General features: G+C 71.6%; 21 protein-coding genes. 12 read left to right on the top strand and 9 right to left on the bottom strand.

Annotated features, from left to right (window positions below; all coding sequences use genetic code 11):
* The 3 genes from Cba03nite_RS37880 to Cba03nite_RS37870 all read left to right on the top strand — a co-directional run.
* Positions 1-1,263 (top strand): glycoside hydrolase family 43 protein (locus Cba03nite_RS37880; RefSeq protein ID WP_203757123.1); only part of this gene is annotated, 1,263 nt, incomplete at its 5' end.
* Between the two features lie 256 nt (positions 1,264-1,519).
* Positions 1,520-2,707: an endo-1,4-beta-xylanase gene (locus Cba03nite_RS37875; RefSeq protein WP_203757121.1), complete on the top strand. Its 1,188-nt coding sequence runs from the start codon at positions 1,520-1,522 to the stop codon at positions 2,705-2,707.
* Positions 2,708-3,115: 408 nt separating this feature from the next.
* Positions 3,116-3,721 (top strand): polysaccharide deacetylase family protein, encoded by a 606-nt coding sequence (locus Cba03nite_RS37870; RefSeq protein ID WP_203757119.1) that lies wholly within the window; start codon positions 3,116-3,118, stop codon positions 3,719-3,721.
* A 70-nt stretch (positions 3,722-3,791) separates the two neighbouring features.
* Here Cba03nite_RS37870 and Cba03nite_RS37865 read toward each other — a convergent pair whose 3' ends face one another.
* The 3 genes from Cba03nite_RS37865 to Cba03nite_RS37855 all read right to left on the bottom strand — a co-directional run bounded on the left by Cba03nite_RS37865 (position 3,792) and on the right by Cba03nite_RS37855 (position 6,771).
* The gene (locus Cba03nite_RS37865; protein WP_203757117.1) at positions 3,792-5,105 is read right to left on the bottom strand and encodes an extracellular catalytic domain type 1 short-chain-length polyhydroxyalkanoate depolymerase; all 1,314 of its coding nucleotides are present in this window, start codon (positions 5,103-5,105) and stop codon (positions 3,792-3,794) included.
* A 371-nt stretch (positions 5,106-5,476) separates the two neighbouring features.
* On the bottom strand, positions 5,477-5,911 hold the full coding sequence (locus Cba03nite_RS37860; protein WP_203757115.1) for a hypothetical protein: 435 nt from the start codon (positions 5,909-5,911) through the stop codon (positions 5,477-5,479).
* A 296-nt stretch (positions 5,912-6,207) separates the two neighbouring features.
* Positions 6,208-6,771, bottom strand: coding sequence for a TetR/AcrR family transcriptional regulator (locus tag Cba03nite_RS37855; protein ID WP_203757114.1), 564 nt, complete (start codon positions 6,769-6,771; stop codon positions 6,208-6,210).
* A 278-nt stretch (positions 6,772-7,049) separates the two neighbouring features.
* On the opposite strand from Cba03nite_RS37855, the gene Cba03nite_RS37850 reads away from it, so the two are divergent.
* The 7 genes from Cba03nite_RS37850 to Cba03nite_RS37820 all read left to right on the top strand — a co-directional run bounded on the left by Cba03nite_RS37850 (position 7,050) and on the right by Cba03nite_RS37820 (position 16,924).
* Positions 7,050-9,245, top strand: coding sequence for an MMPL family transporter (locus Cba03nite_RS37850; RefSeq protein ID WP_203757113.1), 2,196 nt, complete (start codon positions 7,050-7,052; stop codon positions 9,243-9,245).
* 138 nt (positions 9,246-9,383) lie between these two features.
* Positions 9,384-10,244, top strand: coding sequence for an SAM-dependent methyltransferase (locus Cba03nite_RS37845; RefSeq protein WP_203757112.1), 861 nt, complete (start codon positions 9,384-9,386; stop codon positions 10,242-10,244).
* Positions 10,245-10,327: 83 nt separating this feature from the next.
* A complete protein-coding gene (locus tag Cba03nite_RS37840; protein WP_239126320.1) occupies positions 10,328-11,953 on the top strand; it encodes a tetratricopeptide repeat protein in 1,626 nt (541 codons plus the stop codon).
* Positions 11,950-12,276, top strand: a complete 327-nt coding sequence (locus Cba03nite_RS37835) for a hypothetical protein (protein ID WP_203757111.1) — start codon at positions 11,950-11,952, stop codon at positions 12,274-12,276. The genes Cba03nite_RS37840 and Cba03nite_RS37835 overlap by 4 nt, the downstream gene beginning before the upstream one ends.
* 15 nt (positions 12,277-12,291) lie before the next feature.
* Complete coding sequence (locus Cba03nite_RS37830) at positions 12,292-14,550, top strand: CHAT domain-containing protein (RefSeq protein WP_203757110.1); 2,259 nt, start codon at positions 12,292-12,294, stop codon at positions 14,548-14,550.
* The gene (locus Cba03nite_RS37825; RefSeq protein ID WP_203757109.1) at positions 14,547-15,785 is read left to right on the top strand and encodes a tetratricopeptide repeat protein; all 1,239 of its coding nucleotides are present in this window, start codon (positions 14,547-14,549) and stop codon (positions 15,783-15,785) included. Before Cba03nite_RS37830 ends, Cba03nite_RS37825 begins: the two co-directional genes overlap by 4 nt.
* 92 nt (positions 15,786-15,877) lie before the next feature.
* Positions 15,878-16,924 (top strand): tetratricopeptide repeat protein, encoded by a 1,047-nt coding sequence (locus Cba03nite_RS37820; protein ID WP_203757107.1) that lies wholly within the window; start codon positions 15,878-15,880, stop codon positions 16,922-16,924.
* 59 nt (positions 16,925-16,983) lie between these two features.
* On the opposite strand, the gene Cba03nite_RS37815 is transcribed toward Cba03nite_RS37820, so the two are convergent.
* From Cba03nite_RS37815 to Cba03nite_RS37800, 4 genes are all read right to left on the bottom strand, one after another.
* On the bottom strand, positions 16,984-17,673 hold the full coding sequence (locus Cba03nite_RS37815; RefSeq protein WP_203757105.1) for a Pr6Pr family membrane protein: 690 nt from the start codon (positions 17,671-17,673) through the stop codon (positions 16,984-16,986).
* 95 nt (positions 17,674-17,768) lie between these two features.
* Positions 17,769-18,434, bottom strand: a complete 666-nt coding sequence (locus Cba03nite_RS37810) for a response regulator (RefSeq protein WP_203757104.1) — start codon at positions 18,432-18,434, stop codon at positions 17,769-17,771.
* Positions 18,431-19,492: a sensor histidine kinase gene (locus Cba03nite_RS37805; protein WP_203757102.1), complete on the bottom strand. Its 1,062-nt coding sequence runs from the start codon at positions 19,490-19,492 to the stop codon at positions 18,431-18,433. The genes Cba03nite_RS37810 and Cba03nite_RS37805 overlap by 4 nt, the downstream gene beginning before the upstream one ends.
* Positions 19,493-19,560: 68 nt before the next feature.
* Complete coding sequence (locus Cba03nite_RS37800) at positions 19,561-20,211, bottom strand: hypothetical protein (protein WP_203757100.1); 651 nt, start codon at positions 20,209-20,211, stop codon at positions 19,561-19,563.
* 156 nt (positions 20,212-20,367) lie between these two features.
* On the opposite strand from Cba03nite_RS37800, the gene Cba03nite_RS37795 reads away from it, so the two are divergent.
* Positions 20,368-21,057, top strand: coding sequence for a hypothetical protein (locus Cba03nite_RS37795; RefSeq protein WP_203757098.1), 690 nt, complete (start codon positions 20,368-20,370; stop codon positions 21,055-21,057).
* Positions 21,058-21,116: 59 nt separating this feature from the next.
* Here the strand turns inward: Cba03nite_RS37795 and Cba03nite_RS37790 are convergent, their stop codons facing one another.
* Both Cba03nite_RS37790 and Cba03nite_RS37785 read right to left on the bottom strand, forming a co-directional pair.
* The gene (locus tag Cba03nite_RS37790) at positions 21,117-24,098 is read right to left on the bottom strand and encodes a S8 family serine peptidase (RefSeq protein ID WP_239126319.1); all 2,982 of its coding nucleotides are present in this window, start codon (positions 24,096-24,098) and stop codon (positions 21,117-21,119) included.
* Between the two features lie 145 nt (positions 24,099-24,243).
* On the bottom strand, positions 24,244-25,095 hold the full coding sequence (locus Cba03nite_RS37785) for an esterase/lipase family protein (RefSeq protein ID WP_203757096.1): 852 nt from the start codon (positions 25,093-25,095) through the stop codon (positions 24,244-24,246).
* 194 nt (positions 25,096-25,289) lie between these two features.
* On the opposite strand from Cba03nite_RS37785, the gene Cba03nite_RS37780 reads away from it, so the two are divergent.
* Entirely contained in the window at positions 25,290-26,612 is a 1,323-nt protein-coding gene (locus Cba03nite_RS37780; RefSeq protein WP_203757094.1) for a hypothetical protein, read from the top strand.
* Positions 26,613-26,666: the final 54 nt, after the last annotated feature.

Below are 26,666 nucleotides of genomic sequence, written 5' to 3'. Positions count from 1 at the left end.
GACATCAGCGGGCCGTGGTCGGACCCGGTGCCGTTGCACTCGCACGGGTTCGACGCCGCCCTGTTCCACGACGAGGACGGCACCACCTGGCTGCTGTCGATGAGCGCGGACTGGCGGCCGGGCCGGGACCGCTTCGGCGGCATCGAGATCCAGCGCTACGACCGGGAAAAGCGGCAGCTCGTCGGCAACGCGCAGATCATCTTCCGGGGCACCGCGGCGGGGCTGACCGAGGGCCCGCACCTGTACCGCCGCGACGGCTGGTACTGGCTGGTCACCGCCGAGGGCGGCACCAGCTGGGAGCACCAGGTCACCGTGGCGCGTTCGCGCAACCTGCTGGGGCCGTACGAGGTGGACCCGGCCGGGCCGCTGCTGACCTCGGTGGACCGGCCCGACCTGCGGTTGCAGAAGGCCGGGCACGGCAGCCTGGTGCAGACCCAGGGCGGCGAGTGGTACCTGGCGCACCTGGTCGCACGCCCGTACGGGCCGCGCGGCAACTGCGTGCTGGGCCGCGAGACGGCGATCCAGCGGGTGGACTGGCCCGACGGCGGCTGGCCGAGCGTCCCCGGCGGCATCCCCGCCGACGAGTACCAGGCCCCCGACCTGCCCGCCCACCCCTGGCCGGACGAGCCCGCCACCGACCACTTCGACGGCCCGGCGCTGTCCGTCTGCTGGTCCACGCTGCGCCGTCCCGCCACACCGGACTGGATCGACCTGCGCTCGCGCCCCTCGCACCTGCGCGTGCGCGGCGGGCAGTCGCCGGTCGGCAAGCAGACCCCGAGCCTGGTCGCGCGGCGGGTGGGCGCCGAGCGGTGCTCGCTGGAGACGGCCGTCGAGTTCGACCCGCGCGACCACCGGCACCTGGCCGGGATCACCGCGTACTACAACACGCTGAACTGGTACTACCTCTACCTGACGCGGGCCGACGACGGCCGGGCGGTGCTGGAGCTGCTCAGCTCCGACAGCGGCCGGCGCACGGTCTACCCGGAGCTCACCGTGGACGCGAGCACGGCCGGGCGGGTCGGGCTGCGCGCGGCGTATGACGGGCCGGTGGTGCGCTTCGCCTACGACCTCGGCGACGGCTGGCGGGAGCTGCCGGTCGAGCTGGACGCGACGATCCTGTCCGACGAGCACGCGGCCCTGATCATCGACGGCGAGCCGGCGGCGTGGGGCTTCACCGGCGCGTTCCTCGGGCTGTGGGTGCAGGACCTCGGCAACGACGGCGTGTACGCCGACTTCGACCACGCCACCTACCTGGAACACTGAAACTTCCGGTGCCGTGACGTGGGCGCGTCACGGCACCGGACTGCTATTTCCGGAACTTCCTCCGGTTGACGACCCGCATCGGCGGTCGTAATGTTCCGGCCAAGTTACGGAACAGATTCCGGAACTCTCGGCGTCGCTCCCGATCGGACCGCACCGCCCCTTTCGTGCCCTCGCGGTCCGCGACGCCCACGCACCACGCAATCCCCCGTGCACCTCCGTCGACACCCCGTCGACCGTCCTCACGGAAGGAACGCTCATGTTGCTCAGACGGTGGATCGCCACCGGCGTGGCCGCGGTCGCGACCCTCGGCGCGCTCAACACGCTGCCCGCCACGGCCGGTCACCAGCCGAACCCGGCCGACCAGAGCCTGCGTACCCTCGGCATGCGCCACGACCTCTTCATCGGCACCGCGGTCGACATGGCCGCGCTCAACGACCCCGCCGACCCGCAGTACCGGCAGCTCACCGCATCGCAGTTCTCCACCGTCACCGCGGAGAACGTGATGAAGTGGGAGAGCCTGGAGCCCACCCGCGGCGTCTACAACTGGGGCCCGGCCGACGAGCTGATCGCCTTCGCCAAGCAGAACAACCAGCGGGTACGCGGCCACGTGCTGGTCTGGCACAACCAGCTGCCCGGCTGGCTCACCTCCGGCGTGGCCGACGGCTCGATCAGCACCGCCGAGCTGCGCGACATCCTCAAGAACCACATCACCAACGTGGTCAAACACTTCAAGGGCAAGATCTGGCAGTGGGACGTGGTCAACGAGGCCGTCAGCGACCCTTGGGACACCCCGTCCACCCTGCACTACAAGGGTTTCTGGGCGCAGCACCTGGGCCCTGACTACGTCGCCGACGCGTTCCGCTGGGCCCGCGCCGCCGACCCGAAGGCGCTGCTGTTCTACAACGACTACAACATCGAGGCGTTCGGCTCCGGCGACCCGGCCAACGACAAGACCCAGTTCGTGTACGACATGGCCAAGCAGCTGCTCGCGGCCGGCGTGCCGATCGACGGCGTCGGCAGCCAGGGCCACCTCGGCACGCAGTACGGCAACTTCGACACGCTCCAGGTCGCCGCGGCGCTGAAGAAGTTCGCCGACCTCGGCCTGGCCACCGCGTTCACCGAGGTCGACGTGCGCAGCCAGATCACCGAGGCGATGGAGAACGGCGACTCCAACGAGATCAACCCGCGCCTGCAGGCGTCGGCCGCGAACTACAGCGTGCTGCTGCAGGCCTGCCTGGCCGACCGGCACTGCCTGTCGTTCACGGTGTGGGGCTTCACCGACAAGTACTCGTGGGTGCCCAACTGGTTCGGCAGCGAGGGCCTGGCCAACATCTACGACGAGAACTACCAGCCGAAGCGGGCGTACAACCTGATGAAGGGCGACCTCATCTACAGCGGCGCGCCGTACGTGCTGCCGCGCATCCCGCAGCGGCCGCGCCGGTAACCGGCACCGCAGGGTTCGGGGCCGGTCCGCCGTGAGGTGGGCCGGCCCCTTCTTCTGCTCCGCCCCCGGATGAGGCGTGACGCCGAACGCCGCGGATGCGGCCGGAAGGCCCTACTCCGCCGACCACACCTGGTCGCAACGCCGCCGTCGCCGGGCCCCTCGGACGGCCCGGACGCGTCCGCAGTATTGCCCCTGCCATCCGGGGCCGTCAATGATTATCGCAAACTTTCGGGGCACGATCCGTCCGAGATCCCTCCACGATGGTGCGCCATCAGGCAGGCGTTGGATTGCCACGACACATGATCGCTCGATCCGATGCGCGAAAGTTTCCGGAAGTTGTTGACGCTGCGGAAACGCCCGCCAAAGAATGACTGTGGCGAATGGAGCCAGTCCCGGAAAGGCCACCGCATGCCCTCGTACGCCGACATCATCGACAGCGCACGCGGCCACGGCGACGTGGTCAGCTTCACCTTCGACGACGGCCCCAACCCGGCCGACACCCTGCGCCTGCTCGACGTGCTGCGCGAGCACCACGTCAAGGCGGTCTTCTGCCTCTGGGGCGACCACGTCGAGCAGCACCCCGACGTGGTGCGCAGGATCGCCGCCGCGGGGCACACACTGAGCAACCACAGCATGCACCACGACGACCTGAGCGCCCTGACCCCCGAGCAGATCCGGGCCGACCTCGAACAGGCCAGTGCCGCCATCCGCAGGGCCGTGCCGCATGCGCGCATCCCGTACTTCCGCGCCCCGTTCGGCGCGTGGGGCGGGTCGCCGCAGGTCGCCGCGTCGCTGGGCATGCGCCCGCTCGGCTGGCGGCTGGCCATCACCGACTGGGAGCCGCCGGGCACCGAGGAACTCGCCCGCCGCCTGCTGGACGGCGTCACGCCCGGCGCGGTGGTGCTCATGCACGACGGCGGCGGCGACCGCAGCCAGACCGTCGACGCCGTCGACCAGGTCATCCCCGTCCTGAAGTCCCGGGGCTACCGCTTCACCCTCCCCGAGGGCTGCTGACCCGCTGCGTGGCGAGAGCGCCCTGCCTGTCGTGGAGCGTGGCAGGGCGCTCTCGTCATGGAGCGTCAGGTCAGAGCGCGGTGCAGGTCAGGGCGGGGCTGGGGACCGCGCCGTTGGCCTGGTAGCCGAACTCGGTGTAACCGCCCGCGCTCAGGCGGCCGTTGTAGCTGACGTTCGTCACCTGGATCGTGCCCGTGGTTCCGCTGAACTGGCCGTTCCAGGAGTTGACGACGGTGTTGCCGGACGGCAGCGGCAGCGTGACCCGCCAGCCGTTGGTCCCCGACGAACCTGCGGTCACCCGCACCGCCGCCACATACCCCGCGCCCCACTGGCTGGCGACGGTGAACGTGGCGGTGCAGCCGCCGGGCGGCGGCGGGCTGGACGGGCTCGGCGACGGCGGCGTGGACGGCGACACCGAGGGGCTCGGCGACGGCGGCCGCGACGGGGACGCCGACGGCGACGGGCTGGTCGTGTTCAGGCCGAAGAACGCGACCGCGGCGGCGTACTGCACCGGCAGGTTGTGCGACGTGTTCGCCATGCTGATCGCCTCCACCATCACCTGGCCGGAGCCGTTGGCGTAGCGGGTGCGGGTCCAGCCCGACTGCGGGGTGTCGGTCGTGGTCGGCGTCTGGCTCAGGCCGTGGACGTTCGTCCACTGCTTGATCTCCTCGCCGAAGTTGTTGTAGTGCAGGATCTCGTCGTTGGTGCCGTGCCACAGCTGCATCCGCGGCCGCGCCCCGGTGTACCCGGGGTAGGCGTTGCGCACCAGATCACCCCAGGCCTGCGCGGTGCGGATGAGCTGCCCCTGCGCGCACTGGCTGTTCCACTTGCTCGACCCGGCGAAGCAGGCGAACGGCACCCCCGCGAACGCCGAGCCCGCCTTGAAGACGTCCGGGTACGCGCCGAGCAGCACGTTGGTCATCATCGCGCCGGACGAGACACCCGTGGCGTAGGTCCGGTTCGGGTCGGCGTTGTAGTTCTGCTGCACGTACTTCGTCATCGACACGATGCTCAGCGAGTCGCCGCCGCCGTTGTGCGTGAGCGTCGCGCTGGACGCCACGTCGAAGCAGCCGTCGCTGGCGGTCACCGAGGGGTAGACCACGATGAAGCCGTACTGGTCGGCCAGGCGCGCGAAGTCCGAGCCGCTGTAGAACGCCGGGCCGCTGCCGGTGCAGTAGTGCACCGCCACCAGCAGGCCGGGCCGGGGCGCGACGTTGTTCGGCACGTAGAGGTACATGCGCAGGTTGCCGGGGTTGGCGCCGAAGTTGGTGACCTCGGTGAGCGTGGCGGCCTGCGCGGCCGGCGACGCCACCATCACCACCGTTGCCGCGATGACGGCGGCCAGCGCCGCCCACACGGCGTAGAGAGCCTTGCGTAGCTTCATGAGCTTGCGCTCCTCGAAACGGGTGCGCAGGCAGGGCGGATCTGCCGCGCCTGCGCGGACGAGCTCTGCCGTCCCCGCGTCGCACGGCGGGGTGCCCTCGGCAGCTGACAGACGGCCGCGATCCCGGTGCGGTCCGTTCGGCTCCCGCGCGGCAGCCTAAGGCCGACGCGGCGGCGTACCGGCGGCTATCGATGCGTTCGGGTGGACTTTGCGCCCAACGGCGGCTGCGCGGCGGCGAACGGCGCATGGGGACGGGCGGCGGCTTCCGGGACGCCCCTACATCCCGCAAGCCGCCGCCCGTGGCGGAGCACTACCTCATCACCCCCATGAGGTGCGGTGGCGCCGGCACCTCTTCCGGCGCCGCCGCACGCTCACTCGCCGGACCGGCCGGAGGAGTTCCGGTCCGACCCCCTGGTGTGGCCGCCGAGCACACCGGCTTCGGCGGCCTTGCTGATCGCGTCGGCCTCGGCCTGGGTCAGCTTGCCCTCCTTGACCGCCGCGGCCAGCCGCTCCTTGAGCTGCGCCGTGCGGTCGGCCGAGCCGTTCTTCTTCTCGCCGCTCTTCCCGTCCGGGTGCAGCTGGGTGCGCACCTTCTCCAGGGCCGCGGTGACCTTGGCCTCGTCCACGCCCAGCTCCTTGGCCAGCGCCGCGGCGAACTGCTGCTGATGTTCCTGCCTGCCCTGCTGGGCCGAGCTGCTGCCGGTGTCCCGGTCGGCCGCCATGGCCGCGGTGGGTACGGCGATACCGAGCGCCAGCACCCCGGCCGCGCCCACCGTGACCAGCGTCTTCTTCGAGAGCTTCACCATGTTCGTTTCGCCTCCTTGCGATCGGTGTGCCTCGACGCTGACCGGCGAACCTCGGAACCGTGCCCGGACAACCTGCACCGATCCTGGCAATCCGGCGGCGATCCGGCCCGCCGTGGCGCGATCTGCCCGATTCGCGCACAGCGTTCGTCCAGGCTGCGTTCGGGCCGGCCTCCCGCGCCGCGGGTCCTTCGCAGTTTCGGGGAAACTGCAGCTCGGAGACCGCGAAGAGGTGCAGTTTCCCCGAAACTGCACCTCGGGCGACGCGGGGCGGGGCAGGCGGCGGTGCGCGGGGAGGCTCAGGAGCGGCGGGTGCGGAGGCCGAGGACGCGGCGGCCGGCGGCGAGCAGGTGCTCGCGGAGTTCGGCCTGGTCGTGGTGTTGCAGCACGGGCGACGAGGCGGCGGTGGCGATGCCGGCCAGCGCGATGGTGGCGTTGATCTCGGCGCCGGGGGTGCCGTCGAGGCGCATGAGCTCGGCGGGGCGCTGGATCAGCTCGACGATGTCCGGGTGGCTCTGCAGCGCGCTGGTCACCCCGGCGTCCATGCCGATCATGCCGATCAGCGCCCGGTGCTTGACGGTCAGGTCGACCATGCCGCTCAGCATGGCGTCGGCCCGGGCGGCGGGGGTGCGCTGCACCTCGGCGACGGCGATCGCGGTGCGCAGCTCCTCGATGGCGGGCTGGATCACCGCGGTGAGGATCTCGTCGCGGGTCTTGAAGTGGTGGTAGATGGCGGCCTTCGTCACACCGAGGGTGTCCGCGATCATCTGCAGCGAGGTGCCCGCGAAGCTGTGCATGGCGAACAGCCGGCAGGCCTCGTCGAGCAGGCGCTGCCGCGTGCGTTCCTGTGCCACAGCGGTCACGGCGTACTCCTTACCAGATCAAAGACTGTAAGGCCAGTCCCTCGTCCGCGTCAAAGCTAGCCGATCGGCAAGCTCTCGCCCAGCCGCACGGCAAGCTGGAAACCTGCCGAACGTCAAGCTGAAAACTTGCCGATCGTCTTGCTCACTCCTTGCCGATCGGCTTGCTCACTCCTTGACGAACGGCTAGTGTCCGAGCCGGATACGGCGACTCCCCCGCGCGTGTGAACAGCGCGTTTCGTCGTGATGACAGTCACCCTTCCCCGTTTGGAGTCCACGACGTGGCGACCTTCCTCTACCGGATCGGCCGGTTCTCATACCGCCGTCGCTGGCTGGTGCTAGGTGTCTGGGTGCTGCTGCTCGCCCTCGCCGGCGCCGGTGCGGCGACGCTCTCCGGCAAGATGAGCAACGATTTCAGCATCCCGGGCACCGAGGCGCAGCAGGCGATCGACCGCCTCGCCGAGCGCTTCCCCGAGGCGCACGTCGGCGGCGCGAGCGCCCGCGTGGTCTTCCAGACGCCCGAGGGCAAGACCGTCGCCGACCCCGACGTGCAGGCCGCCATCGGCCGCGTGGTGTCCGAGCTGAGCGACGAGCCGCAGGTCGCGCGGGTGCTCGACCCGTACACGGCGAAGTCCATCTCCCCCGACGGGCGTTACGCCTTCGCACAGGTCAGCTACCGCGTGCAGGGCATGGAGCTGACCGACGCCGACCGCGAGGCGCTGCTCGAAGCGGCCGCCACCGCCCGGGAGGCCGGGCTCGCCGTCGAGGTCGGCGGCGACGCGCTGCGGGCCAACCCGAAGACCGGCATCGTCGAGGTCATCGGCATCGCCATCGCCGCGATCGTCCTGGTGGTCACCCTCGGCTCGCTCGTCGCGGCGGGCCTGCCGCTGCTCACCGCGCTGGCCGGCATCGCCGTCGGCCTGGCCGGCGTCGCCATCTCGGCCCGCTGGGCGGACCTCAACTCCAACAGCCTCATCCTCGCGCTGATGCTGGGCCTCGCCGTCGGCATCGACTACGCGCTGTTCATCGTCTCCCGCTACCGGCACGAGCTGCTGGTCCGCAAGGACGGCCCCGAGGCCGCGGGACGCTCCGTCGGCACCGCCGGCTCGGCCGTGGTCTTCGCCGGCCTCACCGTGATCATCGCGCTGGCCGCGCTCTCCGTGGTCGGCATCCCGCTGCTGCGCGGCCTCGGCCTGGCCGCCGCGGGCACCGTCGCGGTGGCGGTGCTGGTCGCGATCACCCTGCTGCCCGCGCTGCTCGGCTTCACCGGCGACCGCCTGATCAAGGGCCGCCTGTTCGGCCGCACCACGCCCGACCCCGAGTCCGACAGCGGCCCGGTGCCGCTGGGCGAGCGCTGGGCACGGCTCGTGGTCCGGTTCCGCGTCCCCGCGCTGCTGCTGTCGGTCGCCGCGCTCGGCGTGCTCGCCATCCCGGCCGCCGACCTGCGTCTCGGCCTGCCCGACGACGGCATGCAGGCCGCCGACACCACCCAGCACAAGGCGTACGACCTGATGACCACCGGCTTCGGGCCGGGCTTCAACGGCACCCTGGTGGTCGTCGCCGACCTGCCCGCCGGGGCCGACCCGCAGCAGGTGCCGGGCGCACTGGCGATGAAGCTGTCCGGCGTGGACAACGTGCTCTACGCGGCGCCCAACGGGGTCAGCCCCGACGGCCGCACCGCGCTGCTCGCCGTCATCCCGAAGACCGGCCCTAACGACCCGGCCACCGCCGACCTGGTGCACACCATCCGCGACCGCGCCGGCAGCATCACCGAGGGCACCGGCGCCACCATCGCGGTCACCGGCGTCACCGCGCTGGCCATCGACGTGTCCACCACCCTCGACGACGCGCTCGTGCCGTACCTGGCGATCGTGGTCGGGCTCGCGTTCCTGCTGCTGCTGCTCGTGTTCCGGTCCATCCTGGTGCCGCTCAAGGCCACGCTCGGCTTCCTGCTCAGCGTCGCGGCCACGTTCGGCGCGGTGGTGGCCGTGTTCCAGTGGGGCTGGCTGGGCGACCTGTTCGGCGTACAGCAGACCGGGCCGATCATGAGCATGCTGCCGGTGCTGCTCATCGGCATCCTGTTCGGGCTGGCCATGGACTACCAGGTGTTCCTGGTGACCCGGATGCGCGAGGACTACGTGCACGGCGCCCCGGCCAAGGAGGCGGTCGTCACCGGCTTCCGGCACGGCGCCCGGGTGGTCACCGCCGCGGCCATCATCATGATCAGCGTGTTCGGCGGGTTCGTGTTCTCCGGTGAGACGCTGATCCAGTCGATCGGCTTCGCGCTGGCGTTCGGCGTGCTGGTGGACGCGTTCGTGGTCCGGATGACCATCGTGCCCGCGCTGATGTCGCTGCTCGGGCGCGGGGCGTGGTGGCTGCCGCGCTGGCTGGACCGCGTACTGCCCGATGTGGACGTCGAGGGCGAGAAACTGCGCCAGGCCGAGGCGGCCCGCGAGCCGGTGGGCGTCGCCGGCTGACCGTCGCCCCCTCGAACCCCGGTCCCGGTGACCCCGCTCCTCGGCGCGGGCACCGGGACCGGTTCGCATATCCGGCGCTGACCAGCATCGATACGCCCGCCGGGCGCGGGTGGCGGAACTGGTCTAAAGTACCCGGCCATGACCTCTCAGCCCGACACGGCGACGCGCAGGGACCGGGTGCGGCGCTACTACGATCGCAACGCGGCCGCCTTCGAGCGGCTCGGGCAGGGCGGCGCGTCCATCCACCGCGCCGTCTGGGGCCCGGGAGTGGAGACGCGCGAGGCGGCCTTCCATCACGTCGACGAACTCCTGCTGGACATCCTGTCCAACGTGGACCGGCGAGCCGACGTCGTGGACCTCGGCTGCGGGCTCGGGGCCAGCCTCCTCTACCTCGCGGAGCGGGCCGACCTCAGCGGCGACGGCATCACCCTCAGCCCGGTGCAGGCCGCGCGGGCAGCCGAGCTGATCGCCAGGGCGGGAGCCGCCGACCGGGTACGCGTCCGCGAAGGCGACTACCTCGCGCTGCCCGACGACCTGGCCGGGCAGGCGGATCTCACGTTCTCCATCGAGGCCTTCCTGCACAGCCCGGACGCCGACGGGTACTTCCGGGAGGCGGCGCGCTCACTGCGGCCCGGCGGGCGGCTGGCGATCTGCGACGACTTCCTGGCCTCCAAGTCGCCGCCGGCCTCGGCCCGGGCCGCGCGACGGCTGGAGGAGTTCCGGGACGGGTGGCACGCGTCGTCGCTGATCACGGTCAACCAGGTGCGCACGCTCGCCGCCGGGCACGGGCTGACGCTGGTGCGCGACATCGACCTGACGCCGTACCTGGAGCTGCGGCGGACGCGGGACCGGTGGATCAGCGCCCTGGTCGCGGCGGGGCGGCCGCTGCGGCTGTCCGGGGAGTACTGGCAGTCCCTGGTCGGCGGCGACGCGCTGCAGTGGGTGCTGCTGCACGACCTGGTCGAATACCGCTTCCTGGAGTTCGAGCGCATCCGCTGACCCATACGGGTGACCCTGTCCGTCAGTTGACGGTGACACCAGGAGGACTGCCCACGCCGGGCATCAGCGAGCTGAGGCGGAAAGTGCCGGTACTGACGGACGGTACAGATGCGGCGGCCTACGGCACGCCGGCCGGGCAGGAGGAACAGCCGGCCCGTATCCGGTCCACCGCGACCGCCGCCCACTGGGCGGAGGTGCACCGATTGGCGGTGGCCGGCCGGGAACGGGTGATCGCCAAAGCCGTCTGCGCACCGCTCGCCAAGCTTTGGCTGGGCAGATCCAGGTTCGCCGACGTGGCGGCCTTGGCACGGGCGACGCTGACCCTCGGCCCGGACGGGCCTTCGCTCTACTACCTCGGCTGGGCGCTGTCCTCGACGGGGCGATCCCGGCAGGCACTGGACATCAATCACCAGGCACTGGCCCTCATGCAGGAGGACGGCGACCAGGTCGGTGAAGCAGCCACGCTCAACAACATCGGCAGTGCGTACACCGACCTCGGTGCGCCGCAGCAGGCTCTGGCGTGCTACAAGCGAGCCCTGCTGCTCGTGCGGGCGGTCGGCAGCCGGGCCGGCGAGGCGACCACCCTGAGCAACATCGGTCTCGTGTACGACCAGCTGGGTGACCGGCGGCGAGCGTTGGCCCACTACAAGCAGGCGCTGCCGATCTTCCAGGAGCACGGCGACCGCGCGGGCGAGGCGGCCACCCTCAACAACATCGGCGACATCCACAAGGAACTCGGCGACCGGCAGCAGGCCCTGGCCTACTACCACCAGGCCCTGCTCATCCGGCGGGACATCGGCAACCGCGCGGGCGAGGCGACCACGCTCAACAACATGGGCCTCGTGTACAACAGCCTGGGCGATCCGCAGCAGGCCCTGGCCTACTTCCGGCTCTCCCTGGATCTCATGCGGGAGGTCGGCGACCTCGCCGGAGAAGCGACCACGCTCAACAACATCGGCCTCGCCCACCACGGACTGGGCGAGCGGCCGGACGCGTTGGCCTACTATCAGCGCGCGCTGCCCCTTCTCCAGGAGGTCGGCGACCGGTCCGGCGAGGCGGCCGCCCTCAACAACATCGGCGGTATACATGACGGGCTGGGCGACTGGGCGCAAGCCCTGACGTGCTACGAGCGAGCCCTGACCGTCCTGCGGGAGGTCGGCCACCGCGCTCGCGAGGCGACCACGCTGAACAACATCGGCTGCGTGTACCGCCATCAAGGTGACCGGGAGCAGGCACTGGCCTGCTTCCAGCAGGCCCTGCCCATCCGGCGCGAAGTCGGCGACCGGGCCGGCGAAGCAGCCACACTCAACGAGATCGGCGACCTGTATGCCGAAGCGGGCGACCCGCAGCAGGCACTGCGCCACTACCAGCAGGCCGTCACCGCGCTGCGGCAGGTCGGCCACCGCGCCGGCGAAGCGGCCACCCTCCGCGACATCAGCCTGATCCGGTTCGGCGAGGGGGATGCCGACGGCGCGGTGCGCGCCATGACGCAGGCGCTCGGCATTCTCCGCGCCATCGGTGACCGCGGGTCGGAGGCGACAGCGTGTTTCAACCTGGCCGTCATGCTGATGCGGATCGCGAGGGTGGACGACGCCCTCATCCACCTGCGTCGCGCCGTCAAGCTGGCCGAGCAGGGGATGCACCCCGAGATCGGCCGGATGCGGGCGTTCCTCAGTCAGCTCCAGCAGGTGATGAAGGAGAGGCGATGAGCACTGCCACCGTCGAGGTGTCGGGAGCGGATGCGGCTGCCTGGGCAGCAGAGCTGCGCGCCACCCTTGTCGCGAACGTCCGGCCGGGCGACAGCGTGTCGCCCGTGGAGCTGCAGCGGTCGGCGGAGCTGGTGGTCGCGGTCATCGGGCTCGTGTTCGCGGGCGTCGAGACAGCCAAGACGATCCGGGACTGGTGGCACTCGCGCCGCCCGGAAGGCATCACCGTCACGATCCTGGTTTCCGACGGCGCCCAGGTCGACGTATCCGTGGTCAGCGAAGCGGAGCTGGAGATCGTCTTCCAGCGCGCCGCATCGCGGCGCTGAGAGGAGACGATCCCCATGAACACCTTCCACCTCGAGGTCTTCGAGCAGACCTCCGACTACTGCGAGCTCCGGCTGCACATCGGCGAAGGTACGCCGAAGACCCGCGGCCTGGACAAGGCCGCCGTCGAGCAGCTGATCGGGGCCGTGGAGCGCGACTACAGCCAGCACGCGATCGCCCAGCGGGTGTTCGGCTCGCCGCAGCTCGGGGAGCTCGGGGCGAAGCTGTTCGCCTTCCTCGACGGCGACGAGCGATGGCTGGGCCCGGTGCTGGAGAGCCCGCAGGGCACCATCTTGCGCATCACGGCAGCCGAGCGGCTGCGGCACCTGCCGTGGGAGCTGCTCGCCCGAGACGGCTCATACCTGACGGTCGCCGGCCGCTCGCCGCTGCTGCCGGTCCGGGCCATCGGCGCGAACACCGCCCGCCCGGCTTCTGCCGATCTCCCCAACCGCCCGCTGCGAGTGCTGTTCATGGCCACCTCCCCGGAGGGCGTCGAGCCCGTGCTCAGCTACGAGGCGGAGGAGTCCGCCATCCTCGAAGCGACCTCGCGCACGGGCACCGAGCTGGTCGTCGAGGAGAGCGGCACCCTGGAGGGCCTGCGCTTCCTCAGCCGCGACTACGGCGCCGGGTACTTCGACGTCCTGCACCTCAGCGGGCACGCCACCATCAGCCAGGACGGGCAGCCCACCTTCCTAGCGGAGGACGAGCTAGGCCGGTTGAACACCGTCACCGCCGATCAGATCGCCGACGCCATGTCCGGGCACTGGCCCCGCCTGGTCTTCCTGTCCGGCTGCCTCACCGGCAACGCCCCCGACGGCGGCACGTTCCCCTCGATGAGCGAGAGCCTGGTGCGCGCGGGAGCGCCCACTGTTCTCGGCTGGGCGCTGCCGGTCGGCGACGTCTCCGCGACCGTGTTCGCCGCCCACCTCTACCAGGCCCTGGCCGGCGGGGAGCCGCTGGACCGGGCCGTCATCGAAGCCCGCCGGCAGCTGTACGCCGCCAAGAGCAGCAACTGGCACCTGCTGCGCGTATACGCCGACAGGTCGCCCTTCACGACCATGGTCACTCCGCTGAACACCAGGGGACGTGCCTGGATCCCGATCCGCGGGGCCGACCAGGAGTTCCTGGACCCGCAGACGCAGCTGTCCCGGGTCGCCTCGCGCACCGCCTTCGTCGGGCGGCGCCGCAACATCCAGCGCTGCCTGCGTACCCTCAAGCAACCGCACGGCACCCCGGGTGCCGCCGAAGCGCTGGTCCTGCACGGCATGGGTGGTCTCGGCAAGAGCAGCCTCGCCTCCCGGCTGCTGGAGCGCATGCCGACCCACCAGCGTGCCGTCTGGTACGGCAAGGTCGACCTGACCAAGTTCCGCGAGCTCACCGCCAAAGTCGCCTTCCCCACCATGGATCAGCAGATCGAGGCGGCCAAGCTGCTCGACAACGAGCAGGCCCCCCTCGCGGTCCGGCTGCGGCACCTGCTCGACGTCAACGGGCCCCTCGGCAAGACGCCCTGCCTGTTCGTCTTCGACGACTTCGAGGAGGGCAATCTCGACAAGCGCGACGGCGGTTACGTGCTCTCCAACGAGATGGCCGACATACTCCCGGCACTGCTCAAGGCGATCCGGGACACGGGCAGCCCCAGCCGGGTCATCATCACCAGCCGTTACCGGTTCCCCGCGCCCGCCGCGACCACCGTGGTCGTGGAGGCGCTGGAGACGCTCACCACCGTCGAGCAGATCAAGAAGATCACGAACCTGCGGAACCTGCGGCCCGGGTCCCACCTCGACCTCTCCATCCGGCAGCGCGCCATCGAGGCGGCGGCCGGCAACCCCCGCCTGCTCGACTGGCTCGACCGGATCGTCGCCGATGCCACCCTCGACGTCGACGGCCTGCTCGCCGCCATCGAGAACGTGGCGGACAAGTTCCGGCGGGAGACCATCCTCGCCAAGAACCTCCTGAGTTCACAGCCTGCCGAGCTGCAGCGGATGCTCGCCAAGGTCAACGTCGTCGAACTGCCCATCCCCGCCGAGACGGTGTACGCCATCCACGAGCATCCCGACGCGCCAGGCCATGTCAGGCGGGCCGCCGAACTCGGCCTGATCGAGGAAGGCACCGACCCGGAAAGCCGCCAGCCCCGCTACTACGTGTCCAACGTGCTGCGGCCGCTCATCCGTCCCCTGCTCACCGAGGAGGAGTACGTCGAAGCCTGCGCCGCAGCGGCCCGGTCCCTGCACAAGCTCTGGGTCACGGAACCGGCGCAGTCCGAGACCGTGTCATGACCTCGCTAGCCCATTGGGCGGAGGTCCACCGGCTGGCGGTGGCGGGCCGCGAGCCGGTGATCGCCCGGCAGGTCGGGAGCCGCCTCGCCGTGCTGTGGCTGGGCTGGTCACGGTTTGCCGCAGTGGCTTCGCTGTCGCGGGCAACGCTGACCCTAGGCCCGGACGCGGGCGCCCTCTACTTTCTGGGCTGGGCGGAGGCCGCCACCGGGCGGCCTCAACAGGCCCTGGCCTACTACGAGCGAGCCCTGGCCATCATGCGGCAGGCCGGTGACCATGCCAGCGAGGCGGCCACGCTCAACAACATCGGCAACGTGTACGAAGGGCTCGGTGATCGCCGGAAGTCCCTGGCCTGCTTCGAGCAGGCCCTGCCCATCCTGCGGGAGGTAGGCGACCGCGTCGGCGAAGCGGTCACGCTCAGCAACATCGGTAGCGTTCACCACGCGCGGGGTGACGAGCGAGGTGCCCTGACTTACCTCGAGCAGGCCTTGCACATGTTGCGGGAGGTCGGCGACCGCGCCGGAGAAGCGATCACCCTCAGCAGCATCGGCACTGTGTACCACGGGCTGGGCGAAGAGCGGCGGGCTCTGGCATTCCACGCCCAGGCCTTGCCCATCCTGAGAGAGATCGGCAACCGCGCCCATGAAGCGGCGACGCTCAACAACATGGGTCTGGCGTACAACGCGCTGGGCGACCGGCAGCAGGCCCTGGCGTGTTACGCACAGGCCCTGCCGATCCGCCGCGAGGTCGGCGACCGGGCGGGCGAGGCCGCCACGCTGAGCAACATCGGCAGCGTTCACCATGGGCTGGGCGAGCTGCAGCAAGCCCTGGCCTGCTATGAGCACGCCCTGCCCATCCTGCGCGAAACCGGCGGCCGGGCCGGCGAGGCGGTCACCCTCAACAACATCGGCAGCGTGTACCACGGCATGGGCGATCTGCAGCGGGCCCTGGCCTGCTACGAGGAGAGCCTGCCCATCCGGCAGGAGGTCGGCGACCGGGCGGGCGAGGCGGTCACCCGGTACAACATTGCGATGATCCACCGGGCGGGCGGGCATCTGGACCGGGCGATCGGCGAGCTCGAATTGGTCGTCAATCTCGACCGCCTGGTCGATCACCGTGACATCGCAGCCGACACCGCGATGCTCGAACAGGTACGCCGCGAACGCGACCAGTCCGGCATGAATCAGCCGGTGATCATTCCGGCATCGAGCGCGGCGGGCAGGAAGGGCCGACCTTGACGGATGGTTCGGAGGCCGCGGTACACGGCGGTCCCGCTGCGGACCGGACCCGACCGGCTCCGCACGGGTCTACGGCGACGGTCTCGCGCTGGGTGGAGGTGCACCGGCTGGCGGTGGCCGGCCGGGAGCCGTTGATCGCGCGGGATGTCGGAAACCGGGTCGCCGGGCTGTGGATGGTCAGGTCGCGCTTCGCCGACACGGCGGCCCTGGCGCGAGCGACGCTCACGCTCGGCCCCGATGCCGCCGCCTTCCACGACCTGGGCTGGGCCCTGGTCTCCACCGGGCGGCCGTGGGAGGCCCTGGCCAACTATGAGCAGGCCCTGGCCATCCGGCGGGAGAAGGGCGACCGCCCCGGTGAAGCCGCCGCACTCAACAACATCGGCGGCGTGCATCACCGGCTGAGCGATCGACGAAAAGCCCTGAGCTACTACGAACAGGCACTGCCCATCACGCGCGAGGTCGGTGACCGCTCTGGCGAGGCGACCACGCTCAACAACATCGGCAACGTGTACGAAAGGCTCGGCGACCGGCAGCAGGCCCTGGCCTACTACCAGCAGGCTCTGTCCATCCAGCAGGAGATCGGTGACGGTGCCGGCGGGGCGACCACGCTCAACAACATCGGCAGCGTGCACTACAGACTGGGCGACCAGACGCAGGCCCTGGCCTACTACCAGCGGGCCATGCCCATCATGCAGGAGGTCGGCAACCGCGCCGGCGAGGCGACCACCCTCAACAACATCGGAATCGTGTACAGCAGCGACGATCCGCGGCGGGCCCTGACCTACTTCCGGCAGGCACTGGCCATCCAGCGGGACGTCGGTGACCGCGCCGGCGAGGCGACCTCGCTCACCAACATCGGCGGCGCGCACCACCGGCTAGGCGACCTGCGGCAGGCTTCGTACCACATAGAGCAGGCCCTTCCCATACTTCAGGCGATCGGTGATCGCGCCAGCGAGACGATCGCCCGGTACAACATCGCGATGATCTGCCGGGCAAACGGGGATCTCGACCGCGCGATCCACGAACTTGAGCTGGTAGTCGACCTCGATCGCCAGGTCGATCACCCTGACCTCGCTTCCGACACCGCCATGTTGGAACAGCTCCGCCGCGAACGGGCGCAGCCCGGCGAGGAGCGCTGACGGGGCGGTGCACCACGGCGAGGGCTGATCCGGTCCCGCCCGGTGCAACGCGGCACCCGTCAGGCGGCTGAGATCCTGACGGAGGGCTCCGCTGCCTCCTCGGGGCGGTCCGCATGGCCGGATCCGCGGCCGAGCAGCCGGTCGACGCCGATCAGCGCGGCGCCGAGCAGGGCGATGCCGACGGCGAGGCGCAGCACCCCGATGAGGACGGAGCCGTAGCCGCCCTCGGTCGGGTCGAGGAACCCGTACGGGTAGCGGTTCTCCGCTGTGGGAAAGGCGAACGCGCGGAACACCGACAGCACCACGTACGCCGTCGGCCAGATCAGCCACAGGGGCAGGTCGCTCCAGCGGGTGACCCGGCGTGGCCCGAAGGCCAGCCAGTCCGCCAGCACCATCAGCGGCAGCACGTAGTGCAGCAGGAACGTGGACCGGTTGACCAGCGCCGTCGCCGGGTCGGGGTCGGCGAGGCCGGGCAGCGGGTTCTCCCCGTGGTTGTTCACGAAGTGCGACACCAGCATGGTGATCATGATCCAGAGGGTGACCGCGCCGCGCAGCCGGGGCGCGGCCGGGTCGCTCGTGCCGCGGCGCACCGACCAGTACAGGACGCCGCCGAAGTAGCCGAGCGCGACGACCGTGGTCTGGCTGGTGTAGAAGGTCAGCCGGTGGGTGCCCGACAGCAGCCCCAGCACGCCCACGGTGACCAGCGCCAGCCGCCACCACGAAGCCGGACTCGCGACGATCGCCCTCACCCGCGTGCTCCCTCCGCCGACACCACGCCGGGAATCATCCATGCCGATCGCCGCCCGGCCAAGAGCTGCTGGAGATCACTCATGGCAGGAACCGGTCAGCCGCCCGGCGCGATCAGGCCCGACTCGTACGCGCAGATCACCGCCTGCACCCGGTCGCGCAGGCCGAGCTTGCTCAGCACGTTGCTGACGTGCGTCTTCACCGTGTTCTCGGTGACGAACAGGGCCTTGGCCAGCTCGGCGTTGGACAGTCCCCGGCCGAGCAGCACCAGCGTCTCCCGCTCGCGGTCGGTGAGCTGGTCCAGCCCCGGCACCTGGCGCACGTGCGCGCGGCCCTCGCGCCGGTGCACGGCGAGCACGTCGTCGATCAGCCGCCGGGTGACGCCGGGCGCGAGCAGCGACTGCCCGTCGTGCACGACCCGCACGGCGTGCAGCAGGTCGTCGCGGCGTACGTCCTTGAGCAGGAAGCCGCTGGCCCCGGCGTGCAGCGCGGCGAACACGTACTCGTCGGAGTCGAACGTGGTCAGCATGATCACGCGGGTGCCGGTGTCCGCGCAGATCAGGCGGGCGGCCTCGATGCCGTCGAGGCCGGGCATGCGGATGTCGAGCAGCGCGACGTCGGGGCGGTGCCGCTCGACCGCGGCGACGGCTTCGCGGCCGGTGCCCGCCTCGGCGACCACCTCGATGTCCGGCTGCACCGACAGGATCGTCGCGAACCCCGCCCGGACCAGTTCCTGGTCGTCGGCGACCACCACTCTGATCATCCGAACACCGCCTCCACCCGGAATCCGCCCGCGGGTGCGGGCCCGTGCGCCACCCGGCCGCCGGCCGCGGCGACCCGCTCGGCGATGCCGGTCAGGCCGTGCCCGCCGGTCCGCCGGGGATCGGGGCCGCGCCCGTCGTCGATCACCGTGACCGCCAGCTCCCCCGGCCGCCAGTCGAGCACGACCTCGACCGAGGTCGCGCCCGCGTGCTTGACCACGTTCGTGATCGCCTCCTGGACCAGGCGGTATGCCGCGAGCTGCACCTGGGCGGGCACCGGCCGCCGTGGTCCGTGCTCGGCCAGGCGGGCGGCGAGCCCGGCGTCCTCCACCTGCCGCAGCAGCTCCGGAAGGTCGGCCAGGGTCGGCTGCGGCGCCCGGCCGGGCTCACGCAGCGCGCCGACGGTCGTGCGGAGCTGGGTCATCGCGTCGCGGCCGGCCGTGGAGATGGCGTCGAAGGCGCGTTCGGCGCGGTCCGGGTCGGTGCGGGCGATCGCCGCGCCCGCCTCGGCCTGCACCACCATCAGGCTGAACGCGTGGCCGAGGATGTCGTGCAGGTCCTGGGCGATGCGGGCGCGTTCCCGTGCGGCGGCCAGCTCCGCGGCCTGACGCTCGGCGGCGAGCGCGGTCTCCCGGCGGGCCCGGGTGAGGGCGCCCAGGGCGTACGCGGCCGACCAGGTGGACAGCTCGCGTACCGCCGTGTTCAGGGAGCCGATGGTGAGCAGCATGCCCAGGGCGGTGACCGCCAGCGAGGCGATCCGGATCACGCGGGTGGACTGGTACGCCACCGCGTACATGCAGATGAGCGGGCCGTACCAGATGGGCTGGGCGGGGGCGGTCTCGGCGAGGCCGTAGAGGCCGACACCGATCGCCGACAGCAGCAGGCAGCTCGCGGGCCACCGCCGCCGCACGGCCACCGGCAGCGCCGACAGCACCACCGGGAGCCAGGACACCATGGGCCATCCAGCGCCCTCGCTCGGGCGCGTCACCAGGAACGGCGCCGACTGGGCGAACAGCACCAGGGCGGTCAGGCCGAGGTCCCGCCACCGGTCGTGTCGCATGGTCGCCCAGCCTAACCAGCCACAGCGGCGGACGGTGGCCGCCCGCCGGACGTCCTCGGCACGCACGCTCAGGCCACCGAAGCCGGCCGCGCGGCGCCGGTGCGGTCCGCGGTGTCCGCGGCGTTGCCGGTGCGGCCGGGCGTCGCCGTCCCGGCCGTTTCGCCCGCCCGCAGGGTGCGGATCAGCGGCACGAAGGAGATCAGCAGGCAGATCGCGCCGATGGGGATGAGGTCCTTGTCGACGAACGGCAGGATCATGTCGGTGAGCACCAGCACCGGGGTCCACACCTTCACCTGGCGGCGCACCGCGAGCTGGACGACCAGCCACACCTGCGCGACGTAGAACAGCATCGGGCCGAACGTGTAGACCACCGGCGTCACGCCGGGCAGGTCCATGATCGAGCGGGCCATGGCGCTCATCTCGGCCTTGTCGTCCGCGAGGAAGCCGAGCACCAGGTCGATGCCGAACTGCACGGTCAGCGCCGCGATCCCGGCGAACCCGGTCACGGCCGCGGCCGTGGCGGCCCGCCCGGCCCCGGCCAGGCGCCGCATCGTCCACATGATCGGTATGAACAGCGCCAGCGCGAGCACGAACGCGAGGTGGCCGGTGGTCCAGGCGACGCCGGGTCCGCGTACGCCGTCCAGGCCGTCGATGATGCGGATGACGCCGTAGGCCAGCAGGAGCAGCGGCGCGGCGACGAGGGCACGTGCGATGGTCATCTTCTCTCCCTGGTTCGTGGTGCCTCGATCCTGCGTGCTGAGCTGGGAGAAGTGATCGCTCGCGCGGGTGAGCGGGCGGCTCACCCGCGCGGAGGAGTCCGTCTGTTGTGGACCTCCGTTTCGGTGGCGCTTGATGATCCGTGGAACACTCCACGGGTGACGCTGCCACCCCCGCCGGGCCCGCCCGGCCCCCCGACGCCGCCGGGCGCGTTCCCGCCGCCTCCGCCGCCGTTCCCGCCGCTGCCGCCGCCGAAGAAGAGCAACACCGGCCTGATCATCGGCGTGATCGCCGGTGTCCTGGTGCTGTGCCTGGCGGGGCTCTGCGTGGGCGGGTTCGTGCTGTACAGCGCGAACAAGAGCGACGACCCGTCGCCGCGCACGCCCGCCGCGGCGCAGTCGGAGTACACGTACTCCCCTCCCCCGCCGCCGCCCACCACGGAGGCCGCGCCGCCGCCCGCGCCCGTCTCGATCGGTGACTGCATCTCCGTCGACGCGAGCGGCACGTTCCTCGGGGTGGGCAACTGCAACGGCTCCCAGGGCACGTACCGGGTGCTGTCGGTGGACTACAAGCGGAACAGCTGCTCGGACCCGGCGGGGCCGTACATCACGGTGGACGGCTACCGGCTCTGCCTGCAACTGCACCTGGTGCGCACCTACTGCTACCAGTTCGCCAAGGGCAGCGGCTTCGTCACCGCAGCGGCCAAGTGCAAGGCGAAGGGCACCGTGCACGTGATCGACATCGTGCCGGGCGCCTCGAACGGCAACAAGTGCACCAAGGACTACAAGTGGAACCGGTGGTACCGGTTCACGCATCCGACGGTCGTGTACTGCGTCATGCAGTACTGACCCGCACGTGAAAGGGGCGTCCTCCCGGCCGGGAGGACGCCCCTTCTTCGTTACGGGGATCAGCCCGTGATCGCCAGCACCGAGCGGCCGACGGCCGAGGTGCCGTCACCGAAGGTGAGCACGCCGAGGTAGCGCACGCCCGCGGTGAGCCCGGACCAGGTCGCGGTCACCGTGGCGGCGCCGTTGACGGAGGCGGGCTGGGTGGCCGGGGTGGCCGTGAGGTTGCCGGCCGCGGCGGACGGCACGACCCAGGCGTGGCCGGGCACGGTGAGCGCGCCGGACGACGCGAACAGGTGCACGTACACGTCGTAGCTGCCCGCGCCCAGCGTCACCGACTCCTGCGCGGTGCCGCCGTCGCTGGTGGCCACCTCGCCGGTGGTCATGCCCGCCGGGAAGACGTGCAGGTCGACGTCGGTGCCCATGGGGACGTCGGCGTCGAACGTGGAGAAGCGGGCCAGCGCGGTGCCGGCCGGGACCGTCACCGTGACCTTCTTCGTCGAGCCCGACACCACCGGGGTGAAGGTCGAGCTCGGGCCGTCGAAGGCCAGGCCGCTCACCTCGGCGGCGGTCAGGCCGGACACCGCCGTGGTCAGCGTGCCCGCGTAGCCGGTGCGGACCGGCAGCGCGACGCTGCCGCTCGTGCCCGAGCCGGTGGCCTCGACCGGGGCGGCCAGCGCGGCGTAACGCACCGCGATGGGGCTGGTCACCTTGTGGCCGCGCAGGTCGGACCAGCTCAGCGAGCCGAATGCCCAGGTGCCGGCCGTGGCCGTGGTGCGGGTGACGGTGACCTTGAACGACTTGGTGGCGCCCGGCGGCACCGTCATCGTCTTCGGCGACACCGTGACCTTGAACCCGGCCGGGGCGGTCACCTGTGCGGCGTACACCGAGGAGTTCTTGCTGATGTTGGTGACCCGGCGGGTCACGGTCTGCACGCCCGGCAGGTCGCCGACGGCGATCGACGGGTAGTTCAGGTCGCTCGGGTCGATCGAGCCGACCGACTGGCAGAACGACTCCTCGGTGATCAGCTGGAGCTGGCCGATGCCGCAGGCGTACTGCAGCCACTGCTCCGGGGTGGAGTCGTAGACCAGGCCCGGGTCGAAGGCGCTGCCGGGCACGACGTGGCCGGAGCCGTAGTTGAGCGGGGTGGCGTCACCCTGCGACCACTGGATCGGCTGGCCGGTGTTGTCCTTGGTGGTGGCGGTGGTCATCAGCGCCGACTTGATCCACATCGGCGACCACTTCGGGTTCTTGCTCTTGAGCAGGGCGGCCAGGCCGGCGATGTGCGGCGAGGACATCGAGGTGCCCGACAGCGAGTTGAAGTTGTTGCCGCCGTTGTTCGGCGGCGCTACGGCGGCGATCACGTCCACGCCGGGGCCGGTGATGTCCGGCTTGAGCAGGTCGCCGTTGCCGGCCAGGGCCGGGCCGTAGGACGAGAAGCCGGCCATGACCGGGGCGCGCACCGGGTCGGCGCTGACCGCGGAGATGGCGGCGGTCGGGTTGGCCGTGGCGGCGTACGCGGTGACCGCGGCGCCCGCCGTGGCGTCCAGGTGCACGCTGGGCACCGAGTGGAAGTCGGCGTTGAGCGACTGGGCGCTGCTGGTGTTCGCCTGGATCATGCCGATGCCGCCCGCGTCGGCGACCGCCTTGCTCTTGTCCACCCGGGCGTTGCCGCCCCGGTCGCACAGCACGATCTTGCCCGCCACCTTCGCCGGGTCCAGCGTGCCGATGTAGCACAGGTTGACCAGCGCCTGGTCCGCGCCGGCCAGGCCCGCGACGGTGGAGTCGATCAGGGTGGCCGGGCCGACCGCCGGGCCGACGCCGACACCGGTGTAGGTCGAGCCGTCGCCCAGGGTCAGCGTCTTGGTGTTGCCGCGGTCGTGCGTGCTGGCCGCGACCGTGGTCAGCCACGGCGAGTTGTGCGCGACGCTGCCCGCGCCGAGCTGGTCGCCGGAGTTGCCGGCCGAGGCGGCGACGAACACGCCCGCGGCGGCGGCGTTGAGGAACGCGATCTCCGCCGGGTCGACGACGTACTGCCGCGAGCCCGAGATGGAGTAGTTGATCACGTCGACGCCGTCGGCGACGGCCGCGTCGATCGCGGCCACGATGTCGGCGGTGCCGCCGGAGGAGTTGCCCGCCGCCGGGTTGTGCCAGAGCACCTTGTACGCCGCGATCCGCGCCGCCGGGGCGACACCGGACACGGTGCCGACCGAGCCGCCGTTGATCGAGGCGGGCACGCCGAAGTTGCCGGCCGTGGTGGAGGCGGTGTGCGAGCCGTGCCCGTTGTAGTCACGCGGGGAGAGGAACTCGGCCTCGTTGACGTTGGCGTCGTCGTGGAAGTAGCGGGCGCCGATCACCTTGTTGTTGCAGGACACCGGCTGCTCGACGCCGACGTCGCAGGTGCCCTTCCACTTCTTGTTGATGGTGCGCTGGTCCGGGCGCGGGGTGGGCAGCGCGGCGAACGACGGGTTCTCCACCCAGATGCCGGAGTCGATGATGCCGACGATGACGCCCTCACCGGCGTGCGCGTCGCCTGCGAACTGCTTGTTCCATACGCCCCCGGTGCCGGTCAGGCCCAGGAAGTCGCGGGTGGTGATGGTATCGGCGGTCAGCTGCTCGCTCTTCCACACGCGCAGCACGCCGCCGTCGGCGCGCAGCCGGGCCGCCTCGGCGGCGGTGAGGCGGGCGCTGAAGCCGTTGAAGGTGACGCCGTAGTCGTAGGACTTGCGGCGGGTGTCGACCCGGGCGCCGCGCAGCGCGGCGTCGTGCTCGCCGCGCAGCCGGTCACGCCAGCGCTGGGAGGCGGAGGAGTGGGCGTCCACCCGCTCCCCGGCGGCGGGCCGGGTCGCGGCGTAGCCGCTGACGCCGCCGGAGTACGTGGCGACCGGGTCGCTGACCGTCTGCACCAGGTACAGCGCGGTGGCCTCCGAGCTGGGCGGGGCCGCCTGGGCGCCCGCGGTCGCCGAGGCCGCGAGCGCGGCGGTGGCGACGACGGCGAGCACCATCGAGGCCGGTCGTCGACCGGCCCGTCGGTTGAGTCTCACGGGGGTGTCCCTCCTGACTGGCGGATGGCGGGCGATAACCGCCACCGGTCCGATCAGGACGCCGCCACACCGCGATGCGAAGGGATCGTTGCACGACCGCGACCCCTCGCACCAGAGGCAAATCTCCCTGCGTCGATCCGTACGGTCAGGTGGAGGCGTGGTAGTAGCAGGCGTTCTTGGCCCACTGGAGCGGGCCGACGCGGGTGCCCCAGGCGCTCCAGGTGGTGGCGGTCGCGGTGTGCCAGTAGCGGGCGTTGAAGCTGCCGGTGGCCGTACGCAGCTCGGTGTGGTCCAGGTCGGCGTCGTACTGGATCTTGTGCTGGGCGTTCATCGCGACGCCGGACGACTCGTCCACGTCCCCGTCGTCGAACGACGAGATCACGGTCCAGTCGGTGCCCATCGCCGACTCCGGGCGGGCCGCCAGGCCGTTGAGGAACGAGCTGCCTGCGGCCATCTCCTTGCACTGCAGCCAGAGGGTGAGGCTGCACCAGCCGGCGAAGGTGGCGCCGGCGTGCGGCGTGCCCAGCGTCACCACGTCCTCGACGTACAGGTACGGCGGATACCCGGCCGTGCCCTTGGCCACCTCGGTCAGCGCGGAGCGGATCACGAGGCCGCCCATCGAGTGCGCGACGACGTCGACCTTGACGCCGCTGGCCGAGTAGCGGCTGTACAGCTCGTTGGCCAGGGCCTTGCCGACCGCCTTGATCGACGTGTTCATGGTGTCGCCGGGGAACAGGATGTCGCAGTCGGTGTTGCCCGAGTAGTAGCCGAACGTCACCAGGTCGCCCGTCCAGCCCGCGTTCGTGAACTGGTTCGTGACGGCGGACCAGTACGCGTCGCAGTTCGCGTCGCCGTCGGGGCTCCAGCCGTGGATGAAGACGACGGTGTTCGCCTGGCCGTTGGCCCGCGCCGGGGCCGCATGGGCGGGGGCCTGCGCGGCGAGCGTGACGCTCGCGGCGAGCAGGAGTGAGCCGAGGAGTGCAGCAGTACGTCGCATTTGTACCTTATTCCGTTGTGCCGGGGGCGTGCGCTGCGCATTCTTCCCGATACGGCGCAACGGGTCCACGGCCTGCCGGACCGGCGGTGCGCCTGCGAGCGGGTTCGGTAACGAATCGATAACGCCGAACGTCCGTTGTGGCCGGTCCTCGTTGTGCGGATGTCGATGCCCCCGACGAAGAGGGACGGGTTCACATGACATGGCTACGACGTACCGGCGCCGCCGCGACCGCCGCCGGGCTCGCCGCGGGAGCCTGCGCGGCCCTGGTCCCGCTGGGCGCGGCCCAGGCCGGGCCCGGCTGCACCGCGCGGTTCAGCGCCTCGGCACAGGCCGACGTGCTGCGGCTGCGGGCCCTGGACCTGCCGATCCTGCGTGACCGGCCGCTGGCCGACCTGCGGCTGGCCTCCGCGACCGGCGCCGTGGACAGCGCGTCCGCCCAGCCGGCCGTCGCGGCCGCACACCTGAGCGAGCTGGCCGTGCTCGGCATCGACCCCGGCGAGCCGGCCGTCTCCCGCAGCATCGCCACGACGGCCGGATCGCCGGGGCCGCACGAGACGCGACTGTCGGCCCTGAACGCGCCGGGCCTGCTCGACGCGGAGGCGGGCAGGCTGACCTCCGACGCGTCCTGGCGACGGGACTACCGGTGCGGGCAGACGGGTCCGCTGACCCGCGCCGCGACCGGCATCGGCTCGCTGACGCTGCTGCCCGCGGGCGGCGGTGCGGTCTCCGCCGGGGGCGCCGACGGCTCCGACGCCGGGACGAGCCTGCTGCGGGTCCGCTCGGCGGGCGCGTCGCAGGCGTTCACCGAGCTGGTACGCCTGCCCGGCAACCGGGTCGGCGTCGCGGCCGGGGCGGGCAGCTCCCTGGCCGAGGTGTCGCTGTTCGACGGTACGGCCGCCGAGGTGTCCGTCAAGGTCGTCAGCCAGCCGAAGCTGCTCGCGGTGGCCGGGGGCAGCCGTGCCCGGTCGCTGGTGGACTACCGGCCCGCGGTGCTGGAGGTCACCGCGGCGGGCCGCCCGGTGGCGCACCTGTCCGCCGAGAAGATCTCCACCGACGTGTACGTCAACGCGTCGCTGCGCGGCCGTACGCCGACCCGCTCGCTGCTGTCCGTGCGGGTCTCCATCGGCGAGCTGGTCCGCACCCTCACCGACTCCGCGGTGTCCGCCGAGGCCGCCACCGTGCGTGTGCAACTGCTGCTCGGAAAGGCGGTCATCCTGGACACCTCGCTCGGCCACCTGTCCGTCGCGGCCACCTCGGCCAGGTCGTGGCCCGCCACCGGTCCCGCACCGCAGGCCGCGGTCACCGACGCGGGCCGCCCGAAGGCCACCGTGGTCACCGCTTCGCCGTCCCCGTCCCCCGCCGCGACCGCCCCCGCGCTCGCCCCGGCCGCCGCGTCGCAGTCCGGCGGCGCCCCGCACCCGCGCGCCGCGACGTTCGTCCTGGCCGCCGCCGTCGCCCTGCTGGCGACCGGCGCCGTGGCCACCGTACGCAGACGCCGCGGCAGCCCAGCGGCCTGAGAGGTTCGGAAGGGCACCTTCTACATCGGAAAGCGATAAGAAGGTGCCCTTCCT

The sequence above is a fragment of the Catellatospora bangladeshensis genome, from assembly GCF_016862575.1.
Classification (GTDB): domain Bacteria; phylum Actinomycetota; class Actinomycetes; order Mycobacteriales; family Micromonosporaceae; genus Catellatospora; species Catellatospora bangladeshensis.
The sequence above is the reverse complement of the archived record's forward strand: the minus strand, read 5'-3'. Positions and strand labels throughout refer to the sequence as shown.